General features: G+C 57.3%; 20 protein-coding genes and 1 other RNA gene. 13 read left to right on the top strand and 8 right to left on the bottom strand.

Features of this window, described 5'->3' with window-relative positions:
* Positions 1-2 precede the first annotated feature (2 nt).
* The 5 genes from purN (at position 3) to ABI171_RS08350 (ending at position 5,374) form a co-directional block, all read left to right on the top strand.
* On the top strand, positions 3-626 hold the full coding sequence (purN, locus tag ABI171_RS08370; RefSeq protein ID WP_348092111.1) for a phosphoribosylglycinamide formyltransferase: 624 nt from the start codon (positions 3-5) through the stop codon (positions 624-626).
* 133 nt (positions 627-759) lie between these two features.
* Positions 760-2,013 (top strand): RsmB/NOP family class I SAM-dependent RNA methyltransferase, encoded by a 1,254-nt coding sequence (locus tag ABI171_RS08365; RefSeq protein ID WP_348092110.1) that lies wholly within the window; start codon positions 760-762, stop codon positions 2,011-2,013.
* Positions 2,014-2,070: 57 nt separating this feature from the next.
* Positions 2,071-2,655, top strand: coding sequence for a phospholipase D-like domain-containing protein (locus ABI171_RS08360; RefSeq protein ID WP_348092109.1), 585 nt, complete (start codon positions 2,071-2,073; stop codon positions 2,653-2,655).
* A gap of 20 nt (positions 2,656-2,675) precedes the next feature.
* Positions 2,676-4,046 carry a mechanosensitive ion channel domain-containing protein gene (locus tag ABI171_RS08355; protein WP_348092108.1) on the top strand — a complete coding sequence of 457 codons (1,371 nt, stop codon included), beginning with the start codon at positions 2,676-2,678 and terminating at the stop codon, positions 4,044-4,046.
* A gap of 119 nt (positions 4,047-4,165) precedes the next feature.
* Entirely contained in the window at positions 4,166-5,374 is a 1,209-nt protein-coding gene (locus tag ABI171_RS08350; RefSeq protein ID WP_348092107.1) for a fatty acid desaturase, read from the top strand.
* Between the two features lie 209 nt (positions 5,375-5,583).
* On the opposite strand, the gene rpmG is transcribed toward ABI171_RS08350, so the two are convergent.
* The 3 genes from rpmG to radC all read right to left on the bottom strand — a co-directional run bounded on the left by rpmG (position 5,584) and on the right by radC (position 6,823).
* Positions 5,584-5,751 (bottom strand): 50S ribosomal protein L33, encoded by a 168-nt coding sequence (gene rpmG / locus ABI171_RS08345; RefSeq protein WP_009667251.1) that lies wholly within the window; start codon positions 5,749-5,751, stop codon positions 5,584-5,586.
* Positions 5,752-5,773: 22 nt separating this feature from the next.
* Positions 5,774-6,010, bottom strand: a complete 237-nt coding sequence (gene rpmB, locus ABI171_RS08340; RefSeq protein WP_348092106.1) for a 50S ribosomal protein L28 — start codon at positions 6,008-6,010, stop codon at positions 5,774-5,776.
* Between the two features lie 138 nt (positions 6,011-6,148).
* The gene (gene radC / locus ABI171_RS08335) at positions 6,149-6,823 is read right to left on the bottom strand and encodes a DNA repair protein RadC (protein ID WP_348092105.1); all 675 of its coding nucleotides are present in this window, start codon (positions 6,821-6,823) and stop codon (positions 6,149-6,151) included.
* 118 nt (positions 6,824-6,941) lie between these two features.
* Here radC and ABI171_RS08330 point away from each other — a divergent pair, with 118 nt between their 5' ends.
* The 6 genes from ABI171_RS08330 (at position 6,942) to ABI171_RS08305 (ending at position 12,635) form a co-directional block, all read left to right on the top strand.
* Complete coding sequence (locus tag ABI171_RS08330; protein ID WP_348092104.1) at positions 6,942-7,397, top strand: peptidylprolyl isomerase; 456 nt, start codon at positions 6,942-6,944, stop codon at positions 7,395-7,397.
* Between the two features lie 24 nt (positions 7,398-7,421).
* On the top strand, positions 7,422-8,354 hold the full coding sequence (ispH, locus tag ABI171_RS08325) for a 4-hydroxy-3-methylbut-2-enyl diphosphate reductase (RefSeq protein WP_348092103.1): 933 nt from the start codon (positions 7,422-7,424) through the stop codon (positions 8,352-8,354).
* Between the two features lie 620 nt (positions 8,355-8,974).
* Positions 8,975-9,904: a branched-chain amino acid ABC transporter permease gene (locus ABI171_RS08320; protein ID WP_038491282.1), complete on the top strand. Its 930-nt coding sequence runs from the start codon at positions 8,975-8,977 to the stop codon at positions 9,902-9,904.
* A gap of 14 nt (positions 9,905-9,918) precedes the next feature.
* Entirely contained in the window at positions 9,919-11,133 is a 1,215-nt protein-coding gene (locus ABI171_RS08315; RefSeq protein ID WP_348092102.1) for an ABC transporter ATP-binding protein, read from the top strand.
* Between the two features lie 9 nt (positions 11,134-11,142).
* Positions 11,143-11,913, top strand: coding sequence for an ABC transporter ATP-binding protein (locus ABI171_RS08310; protein WP_348092101.1), 771 nt, complete (start codon positions 11,143-11,145; stop codon positions 11,911-11,913).
* Positions 11,913-12,635 carry an ABC transporter ATP-binding protein gene (locus tag ABI171_RS08305; protein WP_348092100.1) on the top strand — a complete coding sequence of 241 codons (723 nt, stop codon included), beginning with the start codon at positions 11,913-11,915 and terminating at the stop codon, positions 12,633-12,635. Before ABI171_RS08310 ends, ABI171_RS08305 begins: the two co-directional genes overlap by 1 nt.
* 101 nt (positions 12,636-12,736) lie before the next feature.
* Here the strand turns inward: ABI171_RS08305 and ABI171_RS08300 are convergent, their stop codons facing one another.
* Positions 12,737-13,657: a transglycosylase SLT domain-containing protein gene (locus tag ABI171_RS08300; RefSeq protein ID WP_348092131.1), complete on the bottom strand. Its 921-nt coding sequence runs from the start codon at positions 13,655-13,657 to the stop codon at positions 12,737-12,739.
* Positions 13,658-14,292: 635 nt separating this feature from the next.
* Between ABI171_RS08300 and ubiD the strand changes: the two genes are divergently transcribed.
* A complete protein-coding gene (gene ubiD / locus ABI171_RS08295; RefSeq protein WP_348092099.1) occupies positions 14,293-15,777 on the top strand; it encodes a 4-hydroxy-3-polyprenylbenzoate decarboxylase in 1,485 nt (494 codons plus the stop codon).
* Between the two features lie 109 nt (positions 15,778-15,886).
* Positions 15,887-15,985, top strand: an RNA gene (gene ffs / locus ABI171_RS08290) — signal recognition particle sRNA small type.
* A gap of 127 nt (positions 15,986-16,112) precedes the next feature.
* Here the strand turns inward: ffs and ABI171_RS08285 are convergent.
* The 4 genes from ABI171_RS08285 to ABI171_RS08270 all read right to left on the bottom strand — a co-directional run bounded on the left by ABI171_RS08285 (position 16,113) and on the right by ABI171_RS08270 (position 22,718).
* Complete coding sequence (locus ABI171_RS08285) at positions 16,113-17,510, bottom strand: heavy metal sensor histidine kinase (RefSeq protein ID WP_348092098.1); 1,398 nt, start codon at positions 17,508-17,510, stop codon at positions 16,113-16,115.
* Positions 17,507-18,220, bottom strand: coding sequence for a heavy metal response regulator transcription factor (locus tag ABI171_RS08280; protein WP_348092097.1), 714 nt, complete (start codon positions 18,218-18,220; stop codon positions 17,507-17,509). Before ABI171_RS08280 ends, ABI171_RS08285 begins: the two co-directional genes overlap by 4 nt.
* Positions 18,221-18,303: 83 nt before the next feature.
* Positions 18,304-21,489, bottom strand: coding sequence for an efflux RND transporter permease subunit (locus ABI171_RS08275; RefSeq protein WP_348092096.1), 3,186 nt, complete (start codon positions 21,487-21,489; stop codon positions 18,304-18,306).
* Complete coding sequence (locus ABI171_RS08270) at positions 21,486-22,718, bottom strand: efflux RND transporter periplasmic adaptor subunit (RefSeq protein WP_348092095.1); 1,233 nt, start codon at positions 22,716-22,718, stop codon at positions 21,486-21,488. The genes ABI171_RS08275 and ABI171_RS08270 overlap by 4 nt, the downstream gene beginning before the upstream one ends.
* Between the last annotated feature and the right edge of the window lie 14 nt (positions 22,719-22,732).

Raw genomic sequence — 22,732 nt, 5'->3', positions numbered from 1 at the left:
CAATGCGCGCCATGAGAAGCATTGTTATCCTGATTTCCGGGCGTGGCAGCAACATGCAAGCCATTGTCCGCGCCGCTCAAACCGAACAATGGCCGGCCCGAATCGCTGCAGTGATCAGCAACCGCGCAGATGCCGAAGGTTTGAAATTTGCTGCCGCCCAAGGTATTCCCACGGCGGTGGTCGCGAATAAAGACTATCCTGATCGTGCACAGTTCGACGCCGCTTTACGTGTCGTGATTGACGGTTTTGCCCCTGATCTTGTGGTGCTGGCAGGTTTCATGCGGATTTTGACTGCGCCGTTCGTGGAGCATTACGCCGGCCGCATGTTGAATATCCATCCTTCGCTGTTGCCGAGTTTTACCGGCATGGCGACCCATCGCCAAGCGCTGGAGGCGGGTGTCAAGGTACATGGTGTGACCGTGCATTTCGTCACACCGACATTGGACCACGGCCCGATTGTGGCGCAGGTTGCAGTGCCGGTGCTGGAAGGCGATACCGAACAGTCGCTGGAGCAGCGGGTGCTGGTTGAAGAACACCAGCTCTATCCGCGTGCGGTGCGCTGGTTTGTCGAGAATCGATTGGCCATCGAAGATGGCCGGGTACGCGTCAACACCGAGTCAGCCTAGTTCCAGCTTTTACTTACGTCAGCCTTTAACGGCGTTTAGTTATTATATTCACTGCGAATTATCAAGGTTTGCCACAAGAGTACGGCGAACAATAGATACAGCAGATACAACAGATTTTTAAGAAAGAATCATTATGAGATTGCCTCCCGCGATCATTGGTCACACCGAAGAAGTCCTGCGCGAAATTTTACGTTTTACCGGCCCTGCCGACGGCACTTTGTCGCATTATTTCCGCGAGCATCCAAAGCTCGGTTCACGCGAACGTGGCGTCGTTGCCGAAGCGGTGTACGGCTTGCTGCGCAACAAATCCATTTATACCAGCTTTGCGGAATCAGGCAATGGTCCGACTATGCGCCGCATGACTTTGCTGGGCCTGGCCGATGCGGTCGGCGTCGATTCGCTGGGTGGTTTGTCGGAAGAAGAAACCGAATGGCTGACGCGGGTCGCGGAGATCGACCGCAACCTGATGCCGCCGCTGATGCGCTCCAACCTGCCGCAATGGCTGTTCGATAAACTGGTGGCGCGTGACGGTGAAGCCGCAACGCTGGAACTGGCGTATGCCATGAACCAGCCGGCGCCGTTGGACTTGCGCGTCAATTCGATCAAGTCGAACCGCGAAGCGGTCAGCGCCACCCTGGCTGAAGCGCCGATCTTGTGTGAACCGACTCCCTATGCACCGCTGGGTTTGCGCGTCATCAAGAAGCCGGCCTTGCAAAACCTGCCGCTGTTCAAGAGCGGCGCGATTGAAGTGCAGGATGAAGGCAGCCAGTTGCTGGCCCAAATCGTCGGCGCCAAACGCGGCGAAATGGTGGTGGATTTCTGCGCCGGTGCTGGCGGTAAGACGTTGGCGTTGGGCGCTACCATGCGCAATACCGGCCGTTTGTATGCTTTCGATATTTCCGAGAAGCGCCTGGCAAAACTCAAGCCGCGCATGGCGCGCAGCGGTTTGTCGAACGTCCATCCGGTTCTGATCGCGCATGAGAACGACGGCAAGGTCAAACGCCTGGCCGGCAAGATCGACCGCGTGCTGGTCGACGCGCCGTGCAGCGGCCTGGGCACGTTGCGCCGCAATCCGGATGTCAAATGGCGCCAGACGCCGGAAGCGATCGTCGAGATGAACGCCAAGCAGATCGCAATTCTGTCGAGCGCCGCGCGGCTGGTGAAATCCGGCGGCCGCCTGGTGTACGGCACTTGCAGCTTGCTGGATGAAGAAAACGAAGCGATTGCCGCGCAATTCCTGGCGAACCACGAAGATTTCACCCTGGTGCCGATGAAAGACGTGCTGGCCGAACAGAAAATCCCGCTGGAAATGGGTGACTATCTGAAACTGCTGCCGCATCAGCATCAGACCGACGGTTTCTTTGCCGCGGTGTTCGTGCGTAAGTAATTACGCTCCACCAAGTACGCTTAACCAGGCACCTATCCTGTGTTTGCATCGAGCCAAATGAGAGCTGTCGTCAGTCTGATGCGTTGCGTCGGGCTGGGCTTGGTGTTTTGCACAGCACTGATTGCAGCGTCGGCGAGCGCTTTCGATGCACGCCAGGCGCCGCAAGCAGCGGAGGGCACTTTGCAGCCGCTTTTCGCGCCATGGGACGATATCGAAACCGCCTTGACCGATATGCTCGGCGCCGCCCGCCGGCAGGTGCTGGTGCAAGCCTACCTGTTGAGCAACCAGAAAATCGCCGCGGCATTGATCGCCGCCAAACGGCGTGGAGTCGACGTCAAGGTCATGCTGGATGGCCGTCAGCTTGAGAAAGTAGGCGCCAGCAAGGCGCGCGAGCTGGCTGCGGCCGGAATTCCGCTCTGGCTGGAAAGCGGCTATCAGAATGCGCACAACAAGGTGATGGTGATCGATCCGTCCGCCGCCACGGCAACGGTCATCACCGGCAGTTTCAATTTCACCTGGAGCGCGCAACACAAGAACGCTGAGAACGTGCTGATCGTACGCGACAATCCGGCGCTGGCGGCGCGTTACGCGCTGAATTGGGAGCGTCACCGTCTCGACGCTACGCAATACAAAACGCAGTAGCCAACGCAGCACCTACAACCATGCCAGATATTTTCACGGATTTGCTCAACGATTTGCTGACCAACCTGCGAGCGCCAGGCTTGCTGTTGCAGGTCGGCCTGATGCTGCTTTGTATCGGCCTCGGCTGGGTGCTGGCGCGCTTGTTGCGCCGTACTTTCACGCTGAGCGCGGTGCAGCCGCCGGCCATGCAGATCGGCCTGGGCAGTTTCGTCAAGGTCTTGACGCCGATCCTGACTTTCCTGCTGTTGTTGCTGGTCAAGCTGGCTTTGCAACGCTGGCATCAGCCGGTGAATATCCTGCGCCTGATGGTGCCGCTGGTGGCGTCGCTGGCGCTGATGCGCTTTGTGTTCTACGTGTTGCGCAGGGTTTTCGCGCGCAACAGCGGCGTCGGCACTTTCCTGTTGCTGTTTGAAAAGAGTTTTGGCGCATTGGTCTGGATCGGCCTGCTGTTATATATCACCGGCTGGTGGCCGGACCTGTTCGATTACCTGGACGGCACGGTGCTGCCGATCGGGCGCTACAAAGTATCGTTGTTGTCAATAATGCAGGCGCTGGTTTCTGTACTGGTGACGCTGGTGATCGCGCTGTGGGCCGGCGCCACCATCGAAGAGCGGCTGATGCGCGTCAACACCATGCATTCGTCGATCCGCACCGTGGTGGCGCGCATGGCGCGCGCGGTCCTGATCCTGATCGCGATATTGCTCAGCTTGTCGCTGGTGGGCATCGACCTCACCGTGCTGTCGGTGTTCGGCGGCGCGCTCGGTGTGGCATTGGGGCTTGGTTTACAGAAAATTGCCAGCAGTTATGTATCAGGCTTCGTGATTTTGCTGGAACGCAGCCTGGCGATCGGCGATATGGTCGGGGTCAGCACGTTTTACGGCAAGGTGGTGCAGATCAATAGCCGCTACACCGTGCTGCAGGGGCTGGACGGCATCGATACGGTAATCCCGAATGAAATCTTCATGATCAATTCGGTGCAGAATTATTCGTTGACCAACCGTATCCTGCGACTGGCGACGCAAGTGACAATTGTGTACCAGGATGATGTCGAAAGCGTATTGACGATGCTGGAGCAGGCGGCGCTCGGGGTCGACCGTGTGTCGCATGAAGTGTTGCCGCAGGCTTTGCTGTTGAAGATCGGCCCGGACGGACTAGAGCTAGAGCTCGGGTTCTGGATCACTGATCCCGAGAACGGTCGCCTGAATGTGTTGTCAGATGTTAACCGAGCGGTCTGGCGTTCGCTGCAAGCCCGTCAGATCAAAGTTGCTCACGTGAAACGCGAAATCAAGGTGCATGACGCTGGCTTGCATAAAAGTAATTTTCACTCAGATTCACAACAAGATTTGCAATTAGATAGTCCGGTAGATTCGCCGAAATCTAAAAACGGCTGATATTCAGGGTACAATTGCACTCGAAATTCGGGTAACTGGTCGGTAACTACCCGTCAACTTACCCGCATCACACTGCAAATTAGACATTAAAACAAGCAGTGGCGTAATCTCTACTACACATGGAGTACAACATAGTGTTCAATGCAATTCTCGATTTCTTATCGAATGGCGTAACAGGTGCCAGCGCCTGGCAGGTCGTCGTGTTCACGCTGGTCGTGACGCACATCACGATCGCCGGTGTGACTATCTACCTGCATCGTTGCCAGGCACACCGTGCCCTGGATCTGCACGCGATCCCGAGTCATTTTTTCCGTTTCTGGCTGTGGCTGACGACCGGCATGGTGACCAAAGAGTGGGCATCCATCCATCGCAAGCATCACGCCAAGTGCGATACCGAAGAAGATCCGCACAGCCCGGTCACTCGTGGCATCAAGAAAGTATTCTGGGAAGGCGCCGAGCTGTACCGCGCTGAATCCAAGAATCTGGAAACCATGGAAAAATTCGGCCATGGCACACCGGACGATTGGATCGAAAGAAACCTGTATACCAAGCACAGCGCCTACGGCATTGTTGCCATGCTGTTCATTGACCTGCTGCTGTTCGGCGTCGTCGGTCTGAGCGTATGGGCAGTACAAATGGTCTGGATTCCAATTACTGCCGCCGGCATCATCAACGGTATCGGCCACTATTGGGGTTACCGCAACTACGATTGCAATGACGCCGCCACCAACATCATCCCGTTCGGCATCATCATCGGCGGCGAAGAACTGCATAATAATCATCACACTTTCGGTACCTCGGCCAAGCTGTCGTCGAAGTGGTACGAGTTCGATATCGGCTGGATGTATATCCGGATTCTGGAAATCTGCGGTCTGGCCAAGGTCAAGAAGATTGCGCCTGCACCGAAGTTCAACCACGCCAAGCTGGTGCCGGATCTTGACACTCTGCAATCGGTGATCGCCAACCGTTATGACGTGATGGCCAAGTACGCCAAATCGTTGAAGAATGCCTGGCATGAAGAACGTAGCCATCTGACCGACAAGGCCAAACTGGGCGCCGGTTTCCTTAAGTCGTCAAAGAAGCTGCTGCAACGCGAGCCGACCAAGCTGGAAGCGCCGCAAAAGCAGCAATTGACCGAGTTGTTCTTGCATAGCAAGGCGCTGCAAACCATGCATGAAATGCGGGTTGAGCTGGGCGCCATCTGGGAGCGTTCGCATTTCACCCGCGACCAGTTGCTGCATCAGCTGCAAGACTGGTGCGCACGCGCTGAAGCTTCCGGTATCAAGTCGCTGCAAGATTTCTCCTTGCGTCTGCGTAGTTATTCCTGATTCAGGACAGCGTTCAAGAAAACGGCCTTCGGGCCGTTTTTTTTCGTCGGATGGTTTATTGTTTCGACCATGCTCGAGAGTCTTGCTGTCCTGTTCGCGTTCATCAATGACAGCCGAGGCCGGTATGATCAAAGCACGGCGATATTATCAACATACGTAAAAAAGCCCCGCAGGACAAACCGTGCGGGGCTTTTCAGAGTGCAGATCAATTACTTGATCTTGGTCTCTTTGTATTCAACGTGTTTGCGTACCTTCGGATCAAATTTCATGATCGACATTTTTTCCGGTGTTGTACGCTTGTTTTTTGTCGTAGTGTAGAAATGACCTGTACCTGCGGTCGATTCCAGCTTGATTTTGTCGCGGCCTGATTTCGCCATGATTCTTCCTTTATTCTGCTAGTTAGACTTTTTCGCCACGAGCGCGCATATCGGTCAATACGGCATCGATGCCGATTTTGTCGATTACACGCAAACCGGCGTTGGACAGGCGCAGGGAGACCCAGCGATTTTCAGACTCGACGAAAATTCGGCGATTTTGCAAGTTAGGCAAAAAGCGACGTTTCGTCTTGTTGTTTGCATGGGAAACGTTGTTGCCGACCATCGGCCCCTTCCCGGTGACTTGGCAGACACGTGCCATATAGAGCTCCTAAAGTATTCCAGAATTGGAAAAAAATCGATTATATATAAAAAAATGAGATTTTTCAACGACTTGGAGAAAACAATTGTGTCTTTTGCGCGTAAATTGATTTAACAATTTCTTTTCATGCCTCTGCATCTAGAGTTGGCCATGCTCCGCAAATGAATGCACCTTGGTGCCGGCCACAATGAAATGATCAAGCACCCGGACGCCGATCAGGTCCATGGCCTGCTTCAGAGTCTGCGTCAGTTTGTGGTCGGCGGCGCTCGGTTCCAGCGTACCTGAGGGATGATTGTGCGCCAGCATGATGCTGGCGGCGTTGTGCGTCAGGGCCGCCTTGACCACTTCGCGCGGATAGACGCTGGCGTGGGTCAGCGTGCCGCGAAACAGTTCCTCGGCGCAGATCAGGCGGTTTTTGACGTCAAGAAACAGCACCAGAAACGATTCATACGGTTTATTGGTCAGCAACAGTTGCAGATATTGCTTTACTGCGGCCGGTGCATCGAAACTGCTGCCGGATTGCAATTCTTCCACCAGCGAGCGCCGCCCCAGTTCCAGTATGGCTTGCAGCTGGGCATATTTGGCGGGTCCGAGGCCGTTAATTGTGCAAAAGTCCTTCAGCGATGCTGAAAACAAGCTGTTCAGCGAGCCGAAATGGGTAGTCATCTCGCGCCCCAGGTCGACTGCGCTTTTGCCGGCGACGCCAACCCGCAGGAACACCGCCAGCAATTCCGCATCGGAAAGCGCTTGCGGCCCGAGTTTAATCAGGCGTTCGCGCGGTCTTTGGTCTGTGGGCCAGTCGGTAATTGCCATCGCTAAGGTGAATTGCTGAATTGCTGGGTGCTAAGCACGTCATGTGCTGCAAGGTGGCTTACAATATCATCTTCAGATGAATGATTGCCTTTTTGTTAATGGTGTTTTTGCCTAATTTATGTCTAACTTGTCCTTACCTGTCGTCACCGAAGCCTCCTATTTAACCTTGCACTACCGTCTTGCATCTCAAGAGGGCGTGGATATCGTCAGTACTTTCAAGGAATCGCCTGCCACTTTGCAGTTCGGCATGGGCCAATTGGCGCCGTTCCTGGAAACCTGCCTGCTGGGTTTGCCTGAAGGCACGCATCAAACCTTCGACCTGCCGCCGGAGCAGGCTTTCGGCCCGCGCAATCCTGAGCTGATCCAGCGCGTGTCGCGCGCGACCTTGCGCCAGAATTCGCAGCTGGGCGAGGAATACCGCATCGGCGACCTGGTCGAATTCGCTGCGCCGGGCGGCGGCCAGTTTGCCGGCGTGCTGCGCGAGATTGACGAGCAGGGCGCCTTGTTCGACTTTAATCATCCGCTGGCGGGCCAGTCACTCAAATTTGAAGTAAAAATCGTCGGCATTCTGTAACTGCGCCGACTGAAGGATATGACTATGGATAAAGAGATTCTGCTGGCGCAGCCGCGCGGTTTTTGCGCTGGCGTCGACCGCGCGATTGAAATCGTCGAGCGTGCGCTGGAACAGTTCGGTGCGCCGATCTATGTGCGGCACGAGATTGTCCACAATGCCTATGTAGTGGCCGACCTGCGCAATAAAGGCGCGATTTTCATTGAGGAACTGGCGGATGTTCCGGCCGGGAATACGGTCATCTTTTCTGCCCACGGTGTTTCCAAAGCTGTGCAGGAAGAGGCTGAGGTGCGCGGCTTGAAGGTGTTCGACGCCACTTGCCCGCTGGTGACCAAGGTTCACATGGAAGTCGCCAAGATGCGCCGCGAGGGACGTGAAATCATCATGATCGGACATGAGGGCCATCCGGAGGTCGAGGGCACCATGGGCCAGACCGAGGGCGGCATGCACTTGGTCGAGACCGTGGCCGATGTCGGCAAGCTGCAAGTGGTGAATCCCGAGATGCTGGCTTATGTTTCGCAGACTACCTTGTCGGTTGACGATACCGCGGATGTGATCGCCGCGCTGAAGCAGCGCTTCCCGCTGATTACCGAGCCGAAGAAGGGCGATATCTGCTACGCCACCACCAACCGCCAGCAAGCGGTGAAATTCATGGCGCCGCAAGTTGACGTGGTGATCGTGGTCGGCAGTCCCAACAGTTCGAATTCCAACCGATTGCGTGAAGTGGCCGAAAAACGCGGCACGGCGGCCTATATGGTGGATAACGCCGAGCAGATCGATCCCGACTGGCTGCAGGGTAAAACCCGCATCGGCGTCACCGCCGGCGCTTCTGCGCCCGAAATCCTGGTGCAAGCGGTGATCGACCGCCTGACCGCCTATGGCGCCAAGAGCGTACGTACGCTCGACGGCGCGGAAGAAAACGTCACATTTCCTATGCCGAAGGGCCTCGCGCGGGCCTGAATCGCGGGTCCGAGCCGAGGTTGCGGTGAGCGAAACAAGCGAGTTACCCACGGGGGATCTATTGATCCTTGCGGACAGTGGCCGTATCGCTGCCGCTTGCCAACTGGCAAAACACCTGTGGGAAATCTTTGTGCAGCGGGATGAATGCCTCATTCTGGCGCGAAATTATATTTCGAATAGGTCCTACTTTTCCATCGATAGTTTTTTGTTTTCCTCGCTATCATTGCGGCGCTGTAGTTTGATTGTAAAACCCTGTGCTTTACCGTATTTCGCAAGGTAATATTGTAGTGCCGTCAGGTTGCTTATGGCTCAACGTTAGCTATAATCTGCACGGTCATGGTGCATTTGTCCACCGAGACAAGGCGCTTTAAGATAAAAACGTTCTTACATAAAGACGTAATAGGAGACAAATTAATATGTGTACCTCGTTCATCCTTCTTATTCCGGCTATTCACGCAATGCCAAACTACCTTTCCAGCTAAGCGGAAGGGCGACTCCCCACGGCACTAGGATTTATCCAAGGTGCCGTTTTTGTATCGGGAATGATTTTTGCTGTGCTGCCTCTGAGATGGTCGCAATAGTGTTCTGACCGATTTGAACCGAAACACACAAAGGAAATTATGGATATCTTTATCCAACAAGTTATCAACGGCTTGGTGCTGGGAAGCATGTACGCGTTGATTGCCCTCGGTTACACGATGGTATACGGCGTCTTGAACCTGATTAACTTCGCCCACGGCGATATCCTGATGATCGGCGCGATGGTCGGCCTGACCATCCTCAAGCTGCTGCAGCACGTTGCACCCGGCCTGCCTGGCATCGTCCAGCTGGCGATTGCCATCATCGGCGCCATCCCTGTCTGCGTCATCGTCAGCCTGATCATCGAACGGGTCGCTTACCGGCCGCTGCGCAATGCGCCACGCCTGGCGCCGTTGATCACGGCGATCGGCGTTTCCATCCTGTTGCAGACTTTCGCCATGATGATCTGGGGCCGCAGCCCGCTGCCAGTGCCGCAAGTCATGCCGTCTGATCCGGTACATATCTTCGGCGCCTTGATTTCGCCGACGCAGATCATGTTGCTGGTGCTGGCTGCCGCTTCGATGTTCGGCCTGGTGATGCTGGTCGAGAAAACCAAGATGGGCCGCGCCATGCGTGCCACCGCCGAGAATCCCCGGGTCGCCGGCCTGATGGGCGTCGATTCCAACCGCGTCATCGTCATGACTTTTGCCATCGGCGCTGCGCTGGCGGCGGTGGCCGGCGTGATGTGGGGGGCGAATTATTCCTCCGCGCAGTTCGCCATGGGCTTCGTGCCAGGCTTGAAAGCATTCTCCGCCGCGGTGCTGGGCGGTATCGGTAATATCTACGGCGCCATGCTAGGCGGTATCCTGCTGGGCCTGATCGAAAGCCTTGGCGCCGGTTACATCGGCGACCTGACCGGCAATTTCTTCGGTAGTAACTACCAGGACATCTTTGCCTTTATCGTGCTGATTATCGTATTGACCTTGCGTCCATCCGGCATCATGGGCGAACGTGTCGCCGATCGCGCTTAATCCGGGGAACACACATGGCCAATTTTTTCGATACTAAAAAGAACCCGACCAAGGCGTACACCAGCCTGGTCGCCCTTGCTATCCTGTTCGTGATTTTCCCGTTCATTGCCTCCAATTTCGGCAATTCGTGGGTCCGCATCATGGACTTTGCACTGCTCTACATCATGCTGGCGCTGGGCCTGAACATCGTGGTCGGTTTTGCCGGCCTTCTGGATCTGGGCTACATCGCGTTTTACGCCATCGGCGCCTACATGACCGGCTTGCTGGCGTCGCCGCAGTTTGCCTCGGTGCTGGAATCCTTCGTCAATACCTATCCAGCGATCGGCAATTTCCTGGTCTGGGTGTGCGGTCCGGAAATCGTTCAGAACGGCATTCACTTGTCGCTCTGGGTGATCGTGCCGCTAGGCGCGGCGCTGGCCGGCATGTTCGGCGCCATTCTCGGCGCGCCGACACTCAAGCTGCGTGGTGACTATCTGGCCATCGTGACCCTGGGTTTTGGTGAAATCATCCGGATTTTCATGAACAACCTGAACGCGCCGGTAAACATCACCAACGGCCCGCAAGGTATCAACCTGATCGATCCTATCCGTATCTTCGGCGTCTCGCTGGCAGGCGAGCGCGGTTCCAATGCGACAGTGTATTTCGGCGGCTTCGGCATGCCATCGGTGAATGCCTACTACTTCCTGTTCCTGGTGCTGTGCATTGCGATCATCTTCATCTCGATCCGTTTGCAAAACTCGCGCCTGGGCCGTGCCTGGGTGGCGATACGCGAAGATGAAATCGCCGCCAAGGCGATGGGCATCAATACCCGCAACATGAAACTGCTGGCGTTCACCATGGGCGCTTCGTTCGGCGGCGTCGCCGGCGCCATGTTTGCTTCGTTCCAGGGCTTTGTCTCGCCGGAATCCTTCTCGCTGACTGAATCGATCGCGGTACTGGCGATGGTGGTGCTGGGCGGCATGGGTCATATCCCGGGCGTGGTGCTTGGCGGTATCTTGCTGGCGGCGTTGCCGGAAGTCTTGCGGCATACCGTCGAACCACTGCAGATGGCGCTGTTCGGCACGGTCCTGATCGATGCGGAAGTTTTGCGCCAGTTGCTGTACGGCCTGGCGATGGTGGTGATCATGCTGACGCGTCCAGCCGGCTTGTGGCCTGCGCCCAAGCACGAGGACCGGCCGGATGCCGATATCGATAAACCTACGCTGGCAACCGGCGTGGTAGAGGCTTAAGGAGATCACATGAGCACACCAACTATTTTAAATATCTCCGGCGTCAACAAGCGGTTCGGCGGTTTGCAGGCTTTGTCGGAAGTCAATGTGAAGATCCTGAAAGGCCAGATCTACGGCCTGATCGGACCGAATGGCGCCGGCAAGACGACTTTCTTCAACGTCATCACCGGCTTGTACCAGGCCGATACCGGTTCTTTCGAGCTGGCCGGCAAGCCTTATTCACCGTCGGCGCCGCATGAAGTCGCCAAGGCCGGGATTGCCCGCACCTTCCAGAACATCCGTCTGTTTGGCGAGATGACCGTATTGGAAAACGTCATGGTCGGTTGCCACGTGCGCACCCATCAAGGTGTGTTCGGTGCGGTATTCCGTCACAAGGCGGCCCGCGTCGAAGAACTGGCGATCCGCAAGCGTTCGCAAGAGCTGCTGGATTTCGTCGGCATCGGCCGTTTTGGCGAGCGCACCGCGCGCCATTTGTCGTACGGTGATCAACGCCGTCTGGAAATCGCCCGCGCGCTGGCTACCGAGCCGCAATTGCTAGCATTGGATGAACCTGCGGCCGGCATGAACGCCACCGAAAAACTGGCGCTGCGCGAGTTGCTGGTGAAAATCAAGAATGAAGGAAAGACCATTTTGCTGATCGAACATGATGTCAAGCTGATGATGGGCTTGTGCGACCGCCTGACCGTGCTGGATTACGGCAAGCCGATTGCAGAAGGATTGCCTGCTGAAATTCAGAAGAACCCGGCTGTGATCGAAGCCTATCTGGGAGGTGGTCACTAATGGCAACCAATATCCTGAAAATCAATAACCTGAAAGTCGCTTATGGCGGCATCCAGGCGGTCAAGGGCATTAACCTGGAGGTCAACGAAGGCGAACTGGTGACGTTGATCGGCGCCAATGGCGCTGGCAAGACCACCACGCTGAAAGCCATCACCGGTACTTTGCCGCAATGCAAAGTCGAAGGCGAGATGCACTATCTGGAGCAGCATACCAAGGGCCTGACCTCGTTCAACCTGGTCAAGCAAAAGCTGGCGATGGTGCCGGAAGGGCGTGGCGTATTCACCCGCATGAGCATCCAGGAAAACCTGTTGATGGGCGCTTACACACGTGACGACAAGGCCGGCATCACGGCTGACATCGACAAGTGGTTCACCGTCTTCCCGCGCCTGAAAGAGCGCGCGGCGCAGATGGCCGGCACCTTGTCCGGCGGCGAACAGCAAATGCTGGCAATGGCGCGCGCCTTGATGAGTCATCCCAAACTGTTGCTGCTGGATGAGCCGTCGATGGGTTTGTCGCCAATCATGGTGGAAAAAATCTTCGAGGTGATCCGCAACGTCTCGGCGCAGGGTATCACCATCTTGCTGGTAGAGCAGAACGCCAAACTGGCGCTGGAAGCGGCGCATCGGGCCTACGTGATGGATTCCGGCCTGGTAACGATGAGCGGCAACGCCAAGGACATGCTGGACGATCCTAAGGTGAAAGCCGCTTATCTGGGCGAGTAATCAGGAGGGCGTCGGGATTTCCGCAATCCCGGCGCCGTTTGCAAGAGCAAAAAAAAAGAGCCATCGGCTCTTTTTTTCATTGGTGCACAGCTTTGCTTTGATCAGGTCAATGGCAGCGGGGTCAACTGATTATCTGACTGCTGGATCCGATGCTCAATGGCGTCCGGCACGTTGGCTGCTGCTTCAGCCGGAGTCGGGCTGGTAGCGTCGGCAGGTGCAACGGCTTGTATCGGACGTGCCTTCGGAGTGGCGATAGGCGCAACAGAGCCGCCTGATGGCACGTTTTTGCCGGTAGCGACATCTTGCAGACGGCGATATTCGGCCAGCACCTTGTAGCCATAGCCGCCATCATTGGCGAATGCTGCAGCGCCGACATAACGCTTCAGGCCGGCTTCGACCGAACCGCCCTGGTTCACGTAATCGCGCAGGATCATGGAGCCGACCTTGATGTTGGCGGTCGGATTCAGAGCAGCCTTGATGCCGCCCATGCTTTCAAACTTGTCTTCATGTACTTTCGACATGACTTGCATCAGGCCTTGTGCGCCAACCGGGCTTTCGGCAAACGGATTCAGGCCGGACTCGATCGCCATCACGGCCAGGATCAGGAGCGGATCCAGCTTGGTTTCGCGCGCGGTCTTGTAGGCGGTCGTCACAAACATGTTGGTAGCGTCGCCAGCGACGCGATAGCGCTTGGACAGCCAATTAGTGACCCATTGCTGCTGGCGCGAGCTATCGAGCGGTTTAACAGCTTTGCCGAGGCCATCCATGTGCAGCAGATGATTCGTGTTGGCGTTTGGCGCCGGTACGGTCAGGCTGGCAATGTTCCTGACGGCAGTAGCCGCCGGCGCACTGGCCAGATTATTTGCCGGAACGACAACTTGCACAGCCGGGGCCGATTGTGCAGCAACTGGTTGCGGAGCGCTGCTGGCGAACAGCGGCAGGCTTTGCAGCTTGTAGGCCAGATCCGGTTTGATCATCATGGTGCTGAGACCGATGATGGCCAGGATGCCGCTGAACAGGATGCTGAGGCGGGTGGTGGCGATGAAGCCGCCGACGGTGTCGCGGGCAAACAGTGCGCCGCTGACGGATTGGGTGCTGAGTTTCTTTAAATACGCGGGCGTAGCCCAACTAGGTAAAGCTTTGGTAGATCTTGCTAACAATGGAACCTCCTGAATCGTCGCGGTGCATGCAGGCCCTTTGGAACAGCAAGGGCGGGTACAAATAAACTGAATGCTGCGTGCACCGTAATCAATATCGCCTGGCTTCGCATGCTGTGTGCGCCATGCCAGACGTCGTTGCTGTTTGCGCTTATGTGACTCTAAGCTGGTCGGCTGCAGTAATGCGCCGTGCCACTGGCAAACAACTTGTTCGGGGGAGAAGGCTGACGCCTTTTGAAAACACTCCTTAAAATGTCATGTGGGACCCCGATCCCGTAAGTATTGAGAGCCGACTGAAAAGCGCTTTTTGGCGCTGCGGCTTCTTCAAGCTGGGCGGATTGTATGAGGGCTTTTATATCAAGTCAATACTATAAAAAACATTAATAATAACTTTTATGTATAACGATTATATAGGTTTACTGCTCCGACCCAATAAAATCAAGCACTTGGCGGGTAAGTATTAGTTGCTTAATTAACATGTAAAAAGATTGTAAAAATCCATGAAATACTTAGATTTACGTGATTTTATTATCAAATTGGAACAAATTGGCGAGTTAAAACGGATTTCGACGCCGATTTCACCCTATTTGGAGATGACTGAGATCTGCGATCGCACTTTGCGCGCGGGCGGTCCTGCACTGCTTTTCGAGAATCCGAGCGGACATTCGATACCTGTGCTAGGCAATCTGTTCGGCACGCCGCGCCGTGTCGCGCTGGGCATGGGCGCCGATGACGTCAGCGAATTGCGACGCATCGGCCACGTGCTGGCAAGCCTGAAAGAACCGGAACCGCCGAAGGGTTTCAAGGATATTCTCGGCCTCGGCACGCTGGTGAAATCCCTGTGGGACATGGCGCCCAAGGAGCACCGCTCGGCGCCGTGCCAGGATATCGTCTGGGAGGGCAATGACGTCGATCTCGCCAAGCTGCCGATCCAGCACTGCTGGCCCGGCGATGTGGCGCCGCTGATTACCTGGGGCCTGGTGATTACCAAAGGGCCGCACAAGAAGCGCCAGAACCTCGGCATCTACCGCCAGCAGGTATTGGGCCGCAACAAGGTCATCATGCGCTGGCTGGCGCATCGCGGCGGCGCGCTGGATTTCCGCGAACACGCGATCGCTACCGGCGGCAAGCCATATCCGGTGGCGGTAGCGCTGGGCGCCGATCCCGCTACTATATTAGGTGCGGTGACGCCGGTGCCGGACAGCCTTTCCGAATACCAGTTCGCCGGCCTGTTGCGCGGCAGCCGGACCGAGCTGGTGAAAGCCATCGGCAGCGAGCTGCGGGTGCCGGCTTCAGCCGAGATCGTGCTGGAAGGACACATCAATCCCGATCCGTCGCATCCGTCCGGCTATGAGATGGCGCTGGAAGGGCCGTATGGCGATCACACAGGCTATTACAACGAGCAGGACTGGTTTCCGGTGTTCACCATCGATCGCATCACGATGCGAAAATCGCCGATCTATCACTCTACGTATACAGGTAAGCCGCCGGATGAGCCGGCGGTGCTCGGCGTGGCGCTGAACGAGGTGTTCATTCCTTTGCTGCAAAAGCAGTTTTCCGAGATCACCGATTTCTATCTGCCGCCTGAAGGCTGCAGTTACCGCATGGCCGTGGTGCAGATGAAAAAGGCCTACGCCGGCCACGCCAAGCGGGTGATGTTCGGCGTCTGGAGCTTCTTGCGCCAGTTCATGTATACCAAGTTCATCGTGGTGGTGGATGAAGACGTCAATATCCGTGACTGGAATGAAGTGATCTGGGCCATCACCACCCGCGTCGACCCGATCCGCGATACCACCATTGTCGATAACACGCCTATCGATTATCTCGATTTCGCCTCGCCGGTGAGTGGTCTCGGCAGCAAGATGGGAATCGACGCCACCAACAAATGGCCGGGGGAAACCAGTCGCGAATGGGGGCGCACCATCAGCATGACGGATGAGGTGAAGACGCGGGTCGACCAGATCTGGCAAGAGCTGGGTTTGTAGCGCCGGTTTATAGAAAAAGCTTTATATAAATAGCAGGAAAATGGCGGCGCTTGCCAAAAAGCTGTAAAAAGCGCTGCCAGTAATGACGCAATGCGGTACAATTCACCCCGGCGGGCCCCTGCGCATTGTGGCGTGGTCAACCTGGTCAGGTCGGGAACGAAGCAGCCACAGCCATTTCCTGCAAGTGCCGCAGACAAGGCTCGCCTCTATCCTCAGTATTATTCAGTACGGCGTTTCTCCGCCCGTTCAGCGCATCCATTCTGCGCAACTACCCAATGTTGGTCTGGCGCTTGCCGCTTTATACGCGGCAACCGTCTTTGCTCGGGCATGCTATTTCAGCGTGCGATTGCGTCAGTGGCTGGAATGCTGAAACCTATTGTCGTCACGCCTTCCACGCTATTGGCGAACACGCCGCCGCCATGCATCTTGGCGATCGCCTTGACGATCGCCAGCCCCAGGCCGTGGCCGTGCAGCTGGCTTTGGTCTTTATCGTTACGGGCGGCGTCAACGCGATAGAAGCGGTCGAACAGGCGCGGCAAATGTTTTTCGGCGATCGGTTTGCCGGGGTTCGAGACGGCAATCCCGATAGCCGCCGGCTGTTGCGTGATGGTCACCACAATCGCGGCGCCCGGCGTCGAGTGCTGGATCGCGTTATGCAGCAGGTTGCTCATGGCGCGTTTGAACAGCGAAGTCTCGATCGAGGCTTCGGCATCGATGTCGCCGTCCACCTTGACCGTCATCTTCGACTCATCCAGCACAAATTCAAAGAACTCCACTGTCTTGTTGATTTCCAGCGCAATCGGGGTGCGTACCAGGCTGGTGGCGGCTTCGCCCTGGTCGGCGCGCGCCAGGAACAGCATGTCGTTGATGATCGAACGCAGCCGTTCCAGTTCCTCCAGATTGGACTGCAGCACTTCCTCGAATTGCGGCGCGGTGCGCTGGCGCGATAAGGCAACCTGGGTTTCGCCGATCAGGTTGGCCAGCGGCGTGCGCAGCTCGTGGGCGACATCGGCATTGAAGGCTTCCATCTGGTTGTAAGCGCCTTCCATGCGCTCCAGCGCGCCATTGAAAGCTGCCGTCAGGTCCGACAGTTCGCCTGGCAGCGGCGAAATCTGCAAGCGCTGCGATAAAGTTTTGGGACCAAGTGACTGTGCTTCGCTGGACAACTGTTTCAACGGCCGCAATCCCACTTGCGCAATCCAGTAACCGAGCAGCATCACCAGCATCACACCCAGCAGCGACAGGCCGACCAGTGCGATCATGAAGGCGTGCAGGGTATGCATGTAAGGCGCTGCGTCCACCGCCACGATCAGCCTGACCGCGGGCCGTTCCTGGAAGGCGGGCAGGGCTTTGGTCAGGGTAAGCAAGGGATATTCGCGGCCACGCAAAGTCAGCTTGCCCATGCCGGCGGGATTGCGATCTATGTTTTCGATGTCAGCCAGGTCTTTGCCATACTGGAAACGCGGATCATCGCTCAGCACCCAATAGCGAAAGCTGCCGTCAGCCGGCGTCAATGTATCCAGCTTGGCCTGGACCCGCGGCCATCGGCCAGGGTCGCCGTTGTGCTGGATCATGTACTGGGTATCGATGAAGCGCGTATTCAGTTCATCGTGCTGATGGCGCGCCAGCTCGCGCTGCAGCACGCCGTACAGGGCGCTGCCGATCAGGGAGAAAATCAGCAGCGCGGCTAGCGCAAACATCGCCACCAGGCGCACTTTGATGGAGCGTTTCATTCAATGTTCTCTTGATGATGCGGGTCCTGTGAATGGCGGGGTTCCCGCGGTTCCAGCACATAACCCATGCCGCGTATGGTGTGCAGCAGCTTCAGGTTGAACGGTGTGTCGATCTTGGCGCGCAAGCGCTTGATGGCGACTTCGACGACATTCGTATTGCTGTCAAAATTCATGTCCCACACCAGTTCGGCGATCGCCGTCTTGGAGAGTATTTCGCCTTGCCGCCTGGCTAGCACCGCGAGCAAGGAAAATTCCTTGGCGGTGAGGTCGATGCGCACATTGGCGCGATAGGCTTTGCGGCTGATCAGGTCGATCTGCAGATCGGCAATCCGCAGCTGCGCCGGTTCCAGCGCGCGACCACGCCGGGTCAGCGCCTGCAGACGCGCCAGCAGTTCCAGGAATGAAAACGGCTTGATCAGGTAATCGTCGGCGCCGCCTTGCAAGCCTTTGATGCGGTCTTCCACACGGTCGCGCGCGGTCAGCATGATGACCGGGGTTTGTTTGATTTCACGTAGCGCATGCAAGACAGAAAAGCCGTCGATACCGGGCAGCATGACATCCAGCACGATCACGTCGTAATCATGCTGCAACGCCAGATGCTGGCCGTCGATGCCGTCGTGCGCGACATCGACTGCACAGCCCTGTTCGGTCAGGCCCTTGCATAGGTAGTCAGCCGTCTTCAGTTCATCTTCGACGATCAGGATTTTCATGGGCTGCCGGTCTCCTGTTCTGTTCTGTCCTGCGTGGCGCCAGTATCCTACCGCCGCGCAGAACGGAGCAATTTTTGTTTTGGTTATTTCGAATCTATCACGACTGGCGCGCTGGTAATCGTTGTTGCTGTCTTGCGCGCCGCTTTGCGTGCCTGTCGCGCTTCCTTGCGGCTTTCATACCAATAGTGGGCGCGGTCCAGGTACAAATACACCACCGGCGTCGTGAACAAGGTCAGCGCCTGCGACAGGATCAGGCCACCCACCATGGCGTAGCCCAGCGGCCGCCGCAGCTCCGAGCCGGCGCCGTGGCCCAGCATCAGCGGCAAGCCGCTCAGCAGTGCGCACATGGTGGTCATCATGATCGGCCGGAAGCGCAGCAGGCAAGCCTGGTAGATCGCTTCTTCCGGTTTCATGCCGTGATCGCGCTCCGCCGTGAGCGCAAAGTCGACCATCATGATGCCGTTTTTCTTCACGATGCCGATCAGCAGGATAATGCCGATCAGCGCAATCACGCTCAGATCATAACCGCCCGCCATCAGAATCAGCAGCGCGCCGACGCCGGCCGAAGGCAAGGTCGACAAGATCGTCAACGGATGGATGTAACTCTCATACAGCAGGCCCAGCACGATATACACCGCGACCAGTGCAGCGGCGATCAGGTAAGGCTGCGACGACAGCGAATCGCCGAACGCCTTCGCCGTGCCCTGGAATGCGCCGGTCAGGGTGGGTGGAATGCCCATGTCGTTTTGCGCCTTGTTGATGGCATCGACCGCTTCGCCCAGCGCCACGCCCGGCGCCAGGTTGAAGGAAATCGTCACTGCCGGGAACTGGCCCTGGTGGCTGATCGACAGGTATGAAGTCTTGTTGGTATCGACGGTGACGAAGGTCGATAATGGCACCTGCTGGCCGGTGACCGGCGAGGTCAGGTACAGCTTGTTGAACAGGTCTGGATCTTGTTGCAGCTTGGGTGTCACTTCCAGGATCACGTGGTAGCTGTTGATCTGTGTGAAATACTGAGCCACCTGGCGCTGGCCGATGGCGTCGTAGATCGTCGAATCGATCAGCGCCGGCGTGATGCCGAAGCTGGAAGCGCGCGCACGGTCGATGGTCAGGCTGGCGGAGGCTGCAGCATTTTGCTGGTCCGAAGCGACGTCGGTCAATTGCGGCAACTGGCGGAAACGCGTCATCAGTTTCGGCGCCCAGACATTCAGTTCGTCCAGGTTGGAATCCGTCAAGGTGTACTGATACTGGGTCCGCGACAAACGGCCGCCGACGTTGATGTCCTGGCCAGCCTGCAAGAACAGGTTAACTCCTTGCACCTTGGCCAGTTGCGGCCGCAGGCGTGTAATCACTTCATCGGCGCTGGCGGTGCGGCCTTCATTTTTCGGCTTCAGGCTGATGAAGAAGTTGCCGGTATTGAAGGTGTTGCCGCCGCCGCTCATGCCGAAACCGGTGACGTCAGGATCCTTGCGCACGATCTCGGCCAGCGCCAACATGCGATGATTCATCGATGCAAACGAAGAGTCTTGCGCGGATTCGGCAAAACCGTAAACGAAACCGGTATCCTGTTGCGGGAAGAAGCCCTTGGGGATCACGATAAACAGCACCACGGTGGCCGCCATGGTGGCGAAGAACACCATCAGGGTGATGAACTGGTGCCGCAGCACGACATGCAAGCCGCGTTTGTAACCATTCAGCATGGCGTCGAAACCGCGCTCGAACAGTTGATACATGCGGCCATGCGATTCAGCCGAATGTGGTTTCAGGAAGCGCGAGCACAGCATCGGCGTCAAGGTCAGCGAAATGATGACCGAGACCGCAATCGTCAGTGTGACGGTAATCGCAAATTCACGGAACAGGCGGCCAACGATGCCGCCCATCAGTAGCAGTGGAATAAATACCGCCACCAGCGAGACCGAAATCGAAATGATGGTGAAGCCGATTTCTCCCGCCCCCTTGTAGGCCGCCTCCATCGGCGACATGCCTTCTTCGACATAGCGATAGATATTCTCCAGCATCACGATCGCGTCATCGACCACGAAACCGACGGCGATGGTCAGCGCCATCAGCGAGAGGTTGTCGAGGCTGAATCCCAGCAGATACATGACGCCCGCCGTGCCGAAAATCGCCAGCGGCACGGTGACGCTAGGGATCAAGGTTGCCGGCACATTACGCAGGAAAATGAAGATCACCAGCACCACCAGCGCGATGGTCAGCACCAGCGTGAATTCCACATCGGATACCGAGGCGCGGATGGTCTGGGTGCGGTCGATCAGTGTGTTGACCTTGACGGTCGGCGGGATGGCTGCCTGCAGGCGCGGCAGCGCGGCCTTGATGCGATCCACGGTTTCGATCACATTGGCGCCAGGTTGCTTGGTCACTGCCAGCACGATCGAGCGGCCGTTGATAATGGTGTTGCCAGCCGGTGCGGCGACGCCGGCGTAAGCCCAGCCGGCCACCTTGACGTTCTCCGGCGCATCAACTGCAACGCCGACGTCGCGCACGCGAATCGGCGCGCCGTTCTTGTACGCCAACACCATGTCGTTCCAAGGTTCCGCGCTCAGCAACTGGTCATTGGTGTAGACGGTAAAGTTTTGTTTCGGCCCGTCTACCGTGCCTTTAGGCTGGTTGACCGTGGTATTCGCAATCACGCCGCGGATATCCTCCAGGTTCATGCCAAGCGCACTCAGTTTGGTCGGGTCGACCTGGATCCGCACCGACGGCTTTTGCACACCGCCGATATTGACCAGGCCGACGCCGGGAATCTGCGAGATTTGCTGGGCCAGGATATTGTCGGCAAAGTCGTTCACCTGGATGATCGGCAAGACGTCCGACTGTACCGACATCACCAGGATCGGCGAATCTGCCGGATTGACCTTGCGGAAGGTTGGCGGGCTCGGCAAGTTGGCGGGCAGTTGGCCGCTGGCGGCGGTGATCGCTGCCTGCACGTCAAGCGCGGCGGCGTCGATGCTGCGGTTGAGGTCGAATTGCAGGGTAATTTGCGTCGAACCGAGCGAGTTGCTGGAAGTCATCTGCGACAGGCCGGCAATCAGCGAAAATTGACGTTCCAGCGGTTGTGCGACGCTCGATGCCATGGTTTCCGGGCTGCCGCCCGGCAAGCTGGCGGAGACCTGGATCGTCGGGAAATCGACCTGCGGCAGCGGCGCCACCGGCAGCAGAGGCCAGACTGCGGCGCCCACCAGGAAAATCGCAATCGCGAGCAGTGTGGTGCCGATAGGGCGTTTGATGAAGGCGGCGGAAATACTCACTTGCTTGCCCCCGTCGTTGCGGCGGCTGGCGTGGGTGCAGTTGTGTCTTTAGCGGCGGCGCTGGAGGCGCTGCCGCTGCCCGCCACGCTGGCGTCTTCTCTTACCTTGATGCCCGGCTTTAGCTTGTACTGGCCATCGACCACTACTTTTTGTCCTGCAGTCAAGCCCTTGTCGATGACGGCAATGCCTTCCTGGATATTGGCGACCTGAATCGCCTGCGTCTGCGCGGTGCCGTCAGCGTTGACGACATACACGTAAGTGCCGTCCTGGCTGCGTTGCACCGCAGCCGCAGGAACCGTCAATGCCTGTTTGCGGATACCCAATACCAGCCGCGTGTTGACATATTGCCCCGGCCATAAAACATGCGAGGGGTTCTGGAAAATGCCCTTCAGCTGCACGGTGCCGCTGGTGGTGTCGATCTGGTTGTTCAGCAGCGCCAGTTTGCCCTCGGCCAGCATGATGCTGCTATTACGCGGGAAGGCTTGCACGCCGAGCGGTTGCTGGTTGCCATGCAAGGCGGCGTTGATGCTCTGGAAGCTTTCTTCCGGCAGCGTGAATACCACTGCAATCGGATCGATCTGGTTAATCACCACCAGGCCGTTGGTATCGGCGGCATGGACGATATTGCCGGGATCGACCAGGCGGGCGCCTACGCGGCCGCTAATCGGCGCCTGGATGGTGGTGAAGCTGAGCTGCACCTTGGCGAAGTTGATCTGCGCATCGTCGGATTGCACCGCGGCTTGCAGCTGATTGACCAGCGCCTGCTGGGCATCCAGCGTCTGTTGCGTGGCGGCGTCTTGCTTTACCAGCGTGGTATAGCGTTGCAGGTCCAGTCTGGCGTTGGCGAGCTGCGCCTGGTCCTTGGCCTTTTGCGCCACGGCCTGGGCCAGTTGCGCCTGCAAGGTGCGAGGATCGAGTTGCGCCAGCATCTGGCCTGCCTTGACGTCCTGTCCTTCGACAAATCCGACCTTGTCGAGCTGGCCATCGATACGCGCCTTGACCGTAACGCTGGCGTTCGATGTCACGGTGCCGACCCCGGTCAGGTAGATCGGCATATCCTGTTGCTTGACGGTGGTGGTGCTGACCGCGATTGCGCTGGTGGCGGCAGCCGGTGGTGGCGCGGCGGCGCCGGCCTTTTGGCTCAGGGTCCAGCCGGCGGCGCCGATCAGGACCAGTATGGCGGCAGTAATCAGCAGCGTCGAACGGGTTTTGGAGAGTGTGGTGGTCATGGTGTCTGTCGGCT

It is taken from the genome of Collimonas sp. (assembly GCF_039923675.1).
In the GTDB taxonomy this organism is placed as follows: domain Bacteria; phylum Pseudomonadota; class Gammaproteobacteria; order Burkholderiales; family Burkholderiaceae_D; genus Collimonas.
The sequence above is the reverse complement of the archived record's forward strand: the minus strand, read 5'-3'. Positions and strand labels throughout refer to the sequence as shown.

Bases quoted from the DNA above. Each gene is read 5' to 3' on its own strand.
- purN (WP_348092111.1), top strand. From the start codon at position 3: ATGCGCGCCATGAGAAGCATTGTTATCCTGATTTCCGGGCGTGGCAGC.
- ABI171_RS08365 (WP_348092110.1), top strand. From the start codon at position 760: ATGAGATTGCCTCCCGCGATCATTGGTCACACCGAAGAAGTCCTGCGC.
- ABI171_RS08360 (WP_348092109.1), top strand. From the start codon at position 2,071: ATGAGAGCTGTCGTCAGTCTGATGCGTTGCGTCGGGCTGGGCTTGGTG.
- ABI171_RS08355 (WP_348092108.1), top strand. From the start codon at position 2,676: ATGCCAGATATTTTCACGGATTTGCTCAACGATTTGCTGACCAACCTG.
- ABI171_RS08350 (WP_348092107.1), top strand. From the start codon at position 4,166: ATGGAGTACAACATAGTGTTCAATGCAATTCTCGATTTCTTATCGAAT.
- rpmG (WP_009667251.1), bottom strand. From the start codon at position 5,751: ATGGCGAAATCAGGCCGCGACAAAATCAAGCTGGAATCGACCGCAGGT.
- rpmB (WP_348092106.1), bottom strand. From the start codon at position 6,010: ATGGCACGTGTCTGCCAAGTCACCGGGAAGGGGCCGATGGTCGGCAAC.
- radC (WP_348092105.1), bottom strand. From the start codon at position 6,823: ATGGCAATTACCGACTGGCCCACAGACCAAAGACCGCGCGAACGCCTG.
- ABI171_RS08330 (WP_348092104.1), top strand. From the start codon at position 6,942: ATGTCTAACTTGTCCTTACCTGTCGTCACCGAAGCCTCCTATTTAACC.
- ispH (WP_348092103.1), top strand. From the start codon at position 7,422: ATGGATAAAGAGATTCTGCTGGCGCAGCCGCGCGGTTTTTGCGCTGGC.
- ABI171_RS08320 (WP_038491282.1), top strand. From the start codon at position 8,975: ATGGATATCTTTATCCAACAAGTTATCAACGGCTTGGTGCTGGGAAGC.
- ABI171_RS08315 (WP_348092102.1), top strand. From the start codon at position 9,919: ATGGCCAATTTTTTCGATACTAAAAAGAACCCGACCAAGGCGTACACC.
- ABI171_RS08310 (WP_348092101.1), top strand. From the start codon at position 11,143: ATGAGCACACCAACTATTTTAAATATCTCCGGCGTCAACAAGCGGTTC.
- ABI171_RS08305 (WP_348092100.1), top strand. From the start codon at position 11,913: ATGGCAACCAATATCCTGAAAATCAATAACCTGAAAGTCGCTTATGGC.
- ubiD (WP_348092099.1), top strand. From the start codon at position 14,293: ATGAAATACTTAGATTTACGTGATTTTATTATCAAATTGGAACAAATT.
- ABI171_RS08285 (WP_348092098.1), bottom strand. From the start codon at position 17,510: ATGAAACGCTCCATCAAAGTGCGCCTGGTGGCGATGTTTGCGCTAGCC.
- ABI171_RS08280 (WP_348092097.1), bottom strand. From the start codon at position 18,220: ATGAAAATCCTGATCGTCGAAGATGAACTGAAGACGGCTGACTACCTA.
- ABI171_RS08270 (WP_348092095.1), bottom strand. From the start codon at position 22,718: ATGACCACCACACTCTCCAAAACCCGTTCGACGCTGCTGATTACTGCC.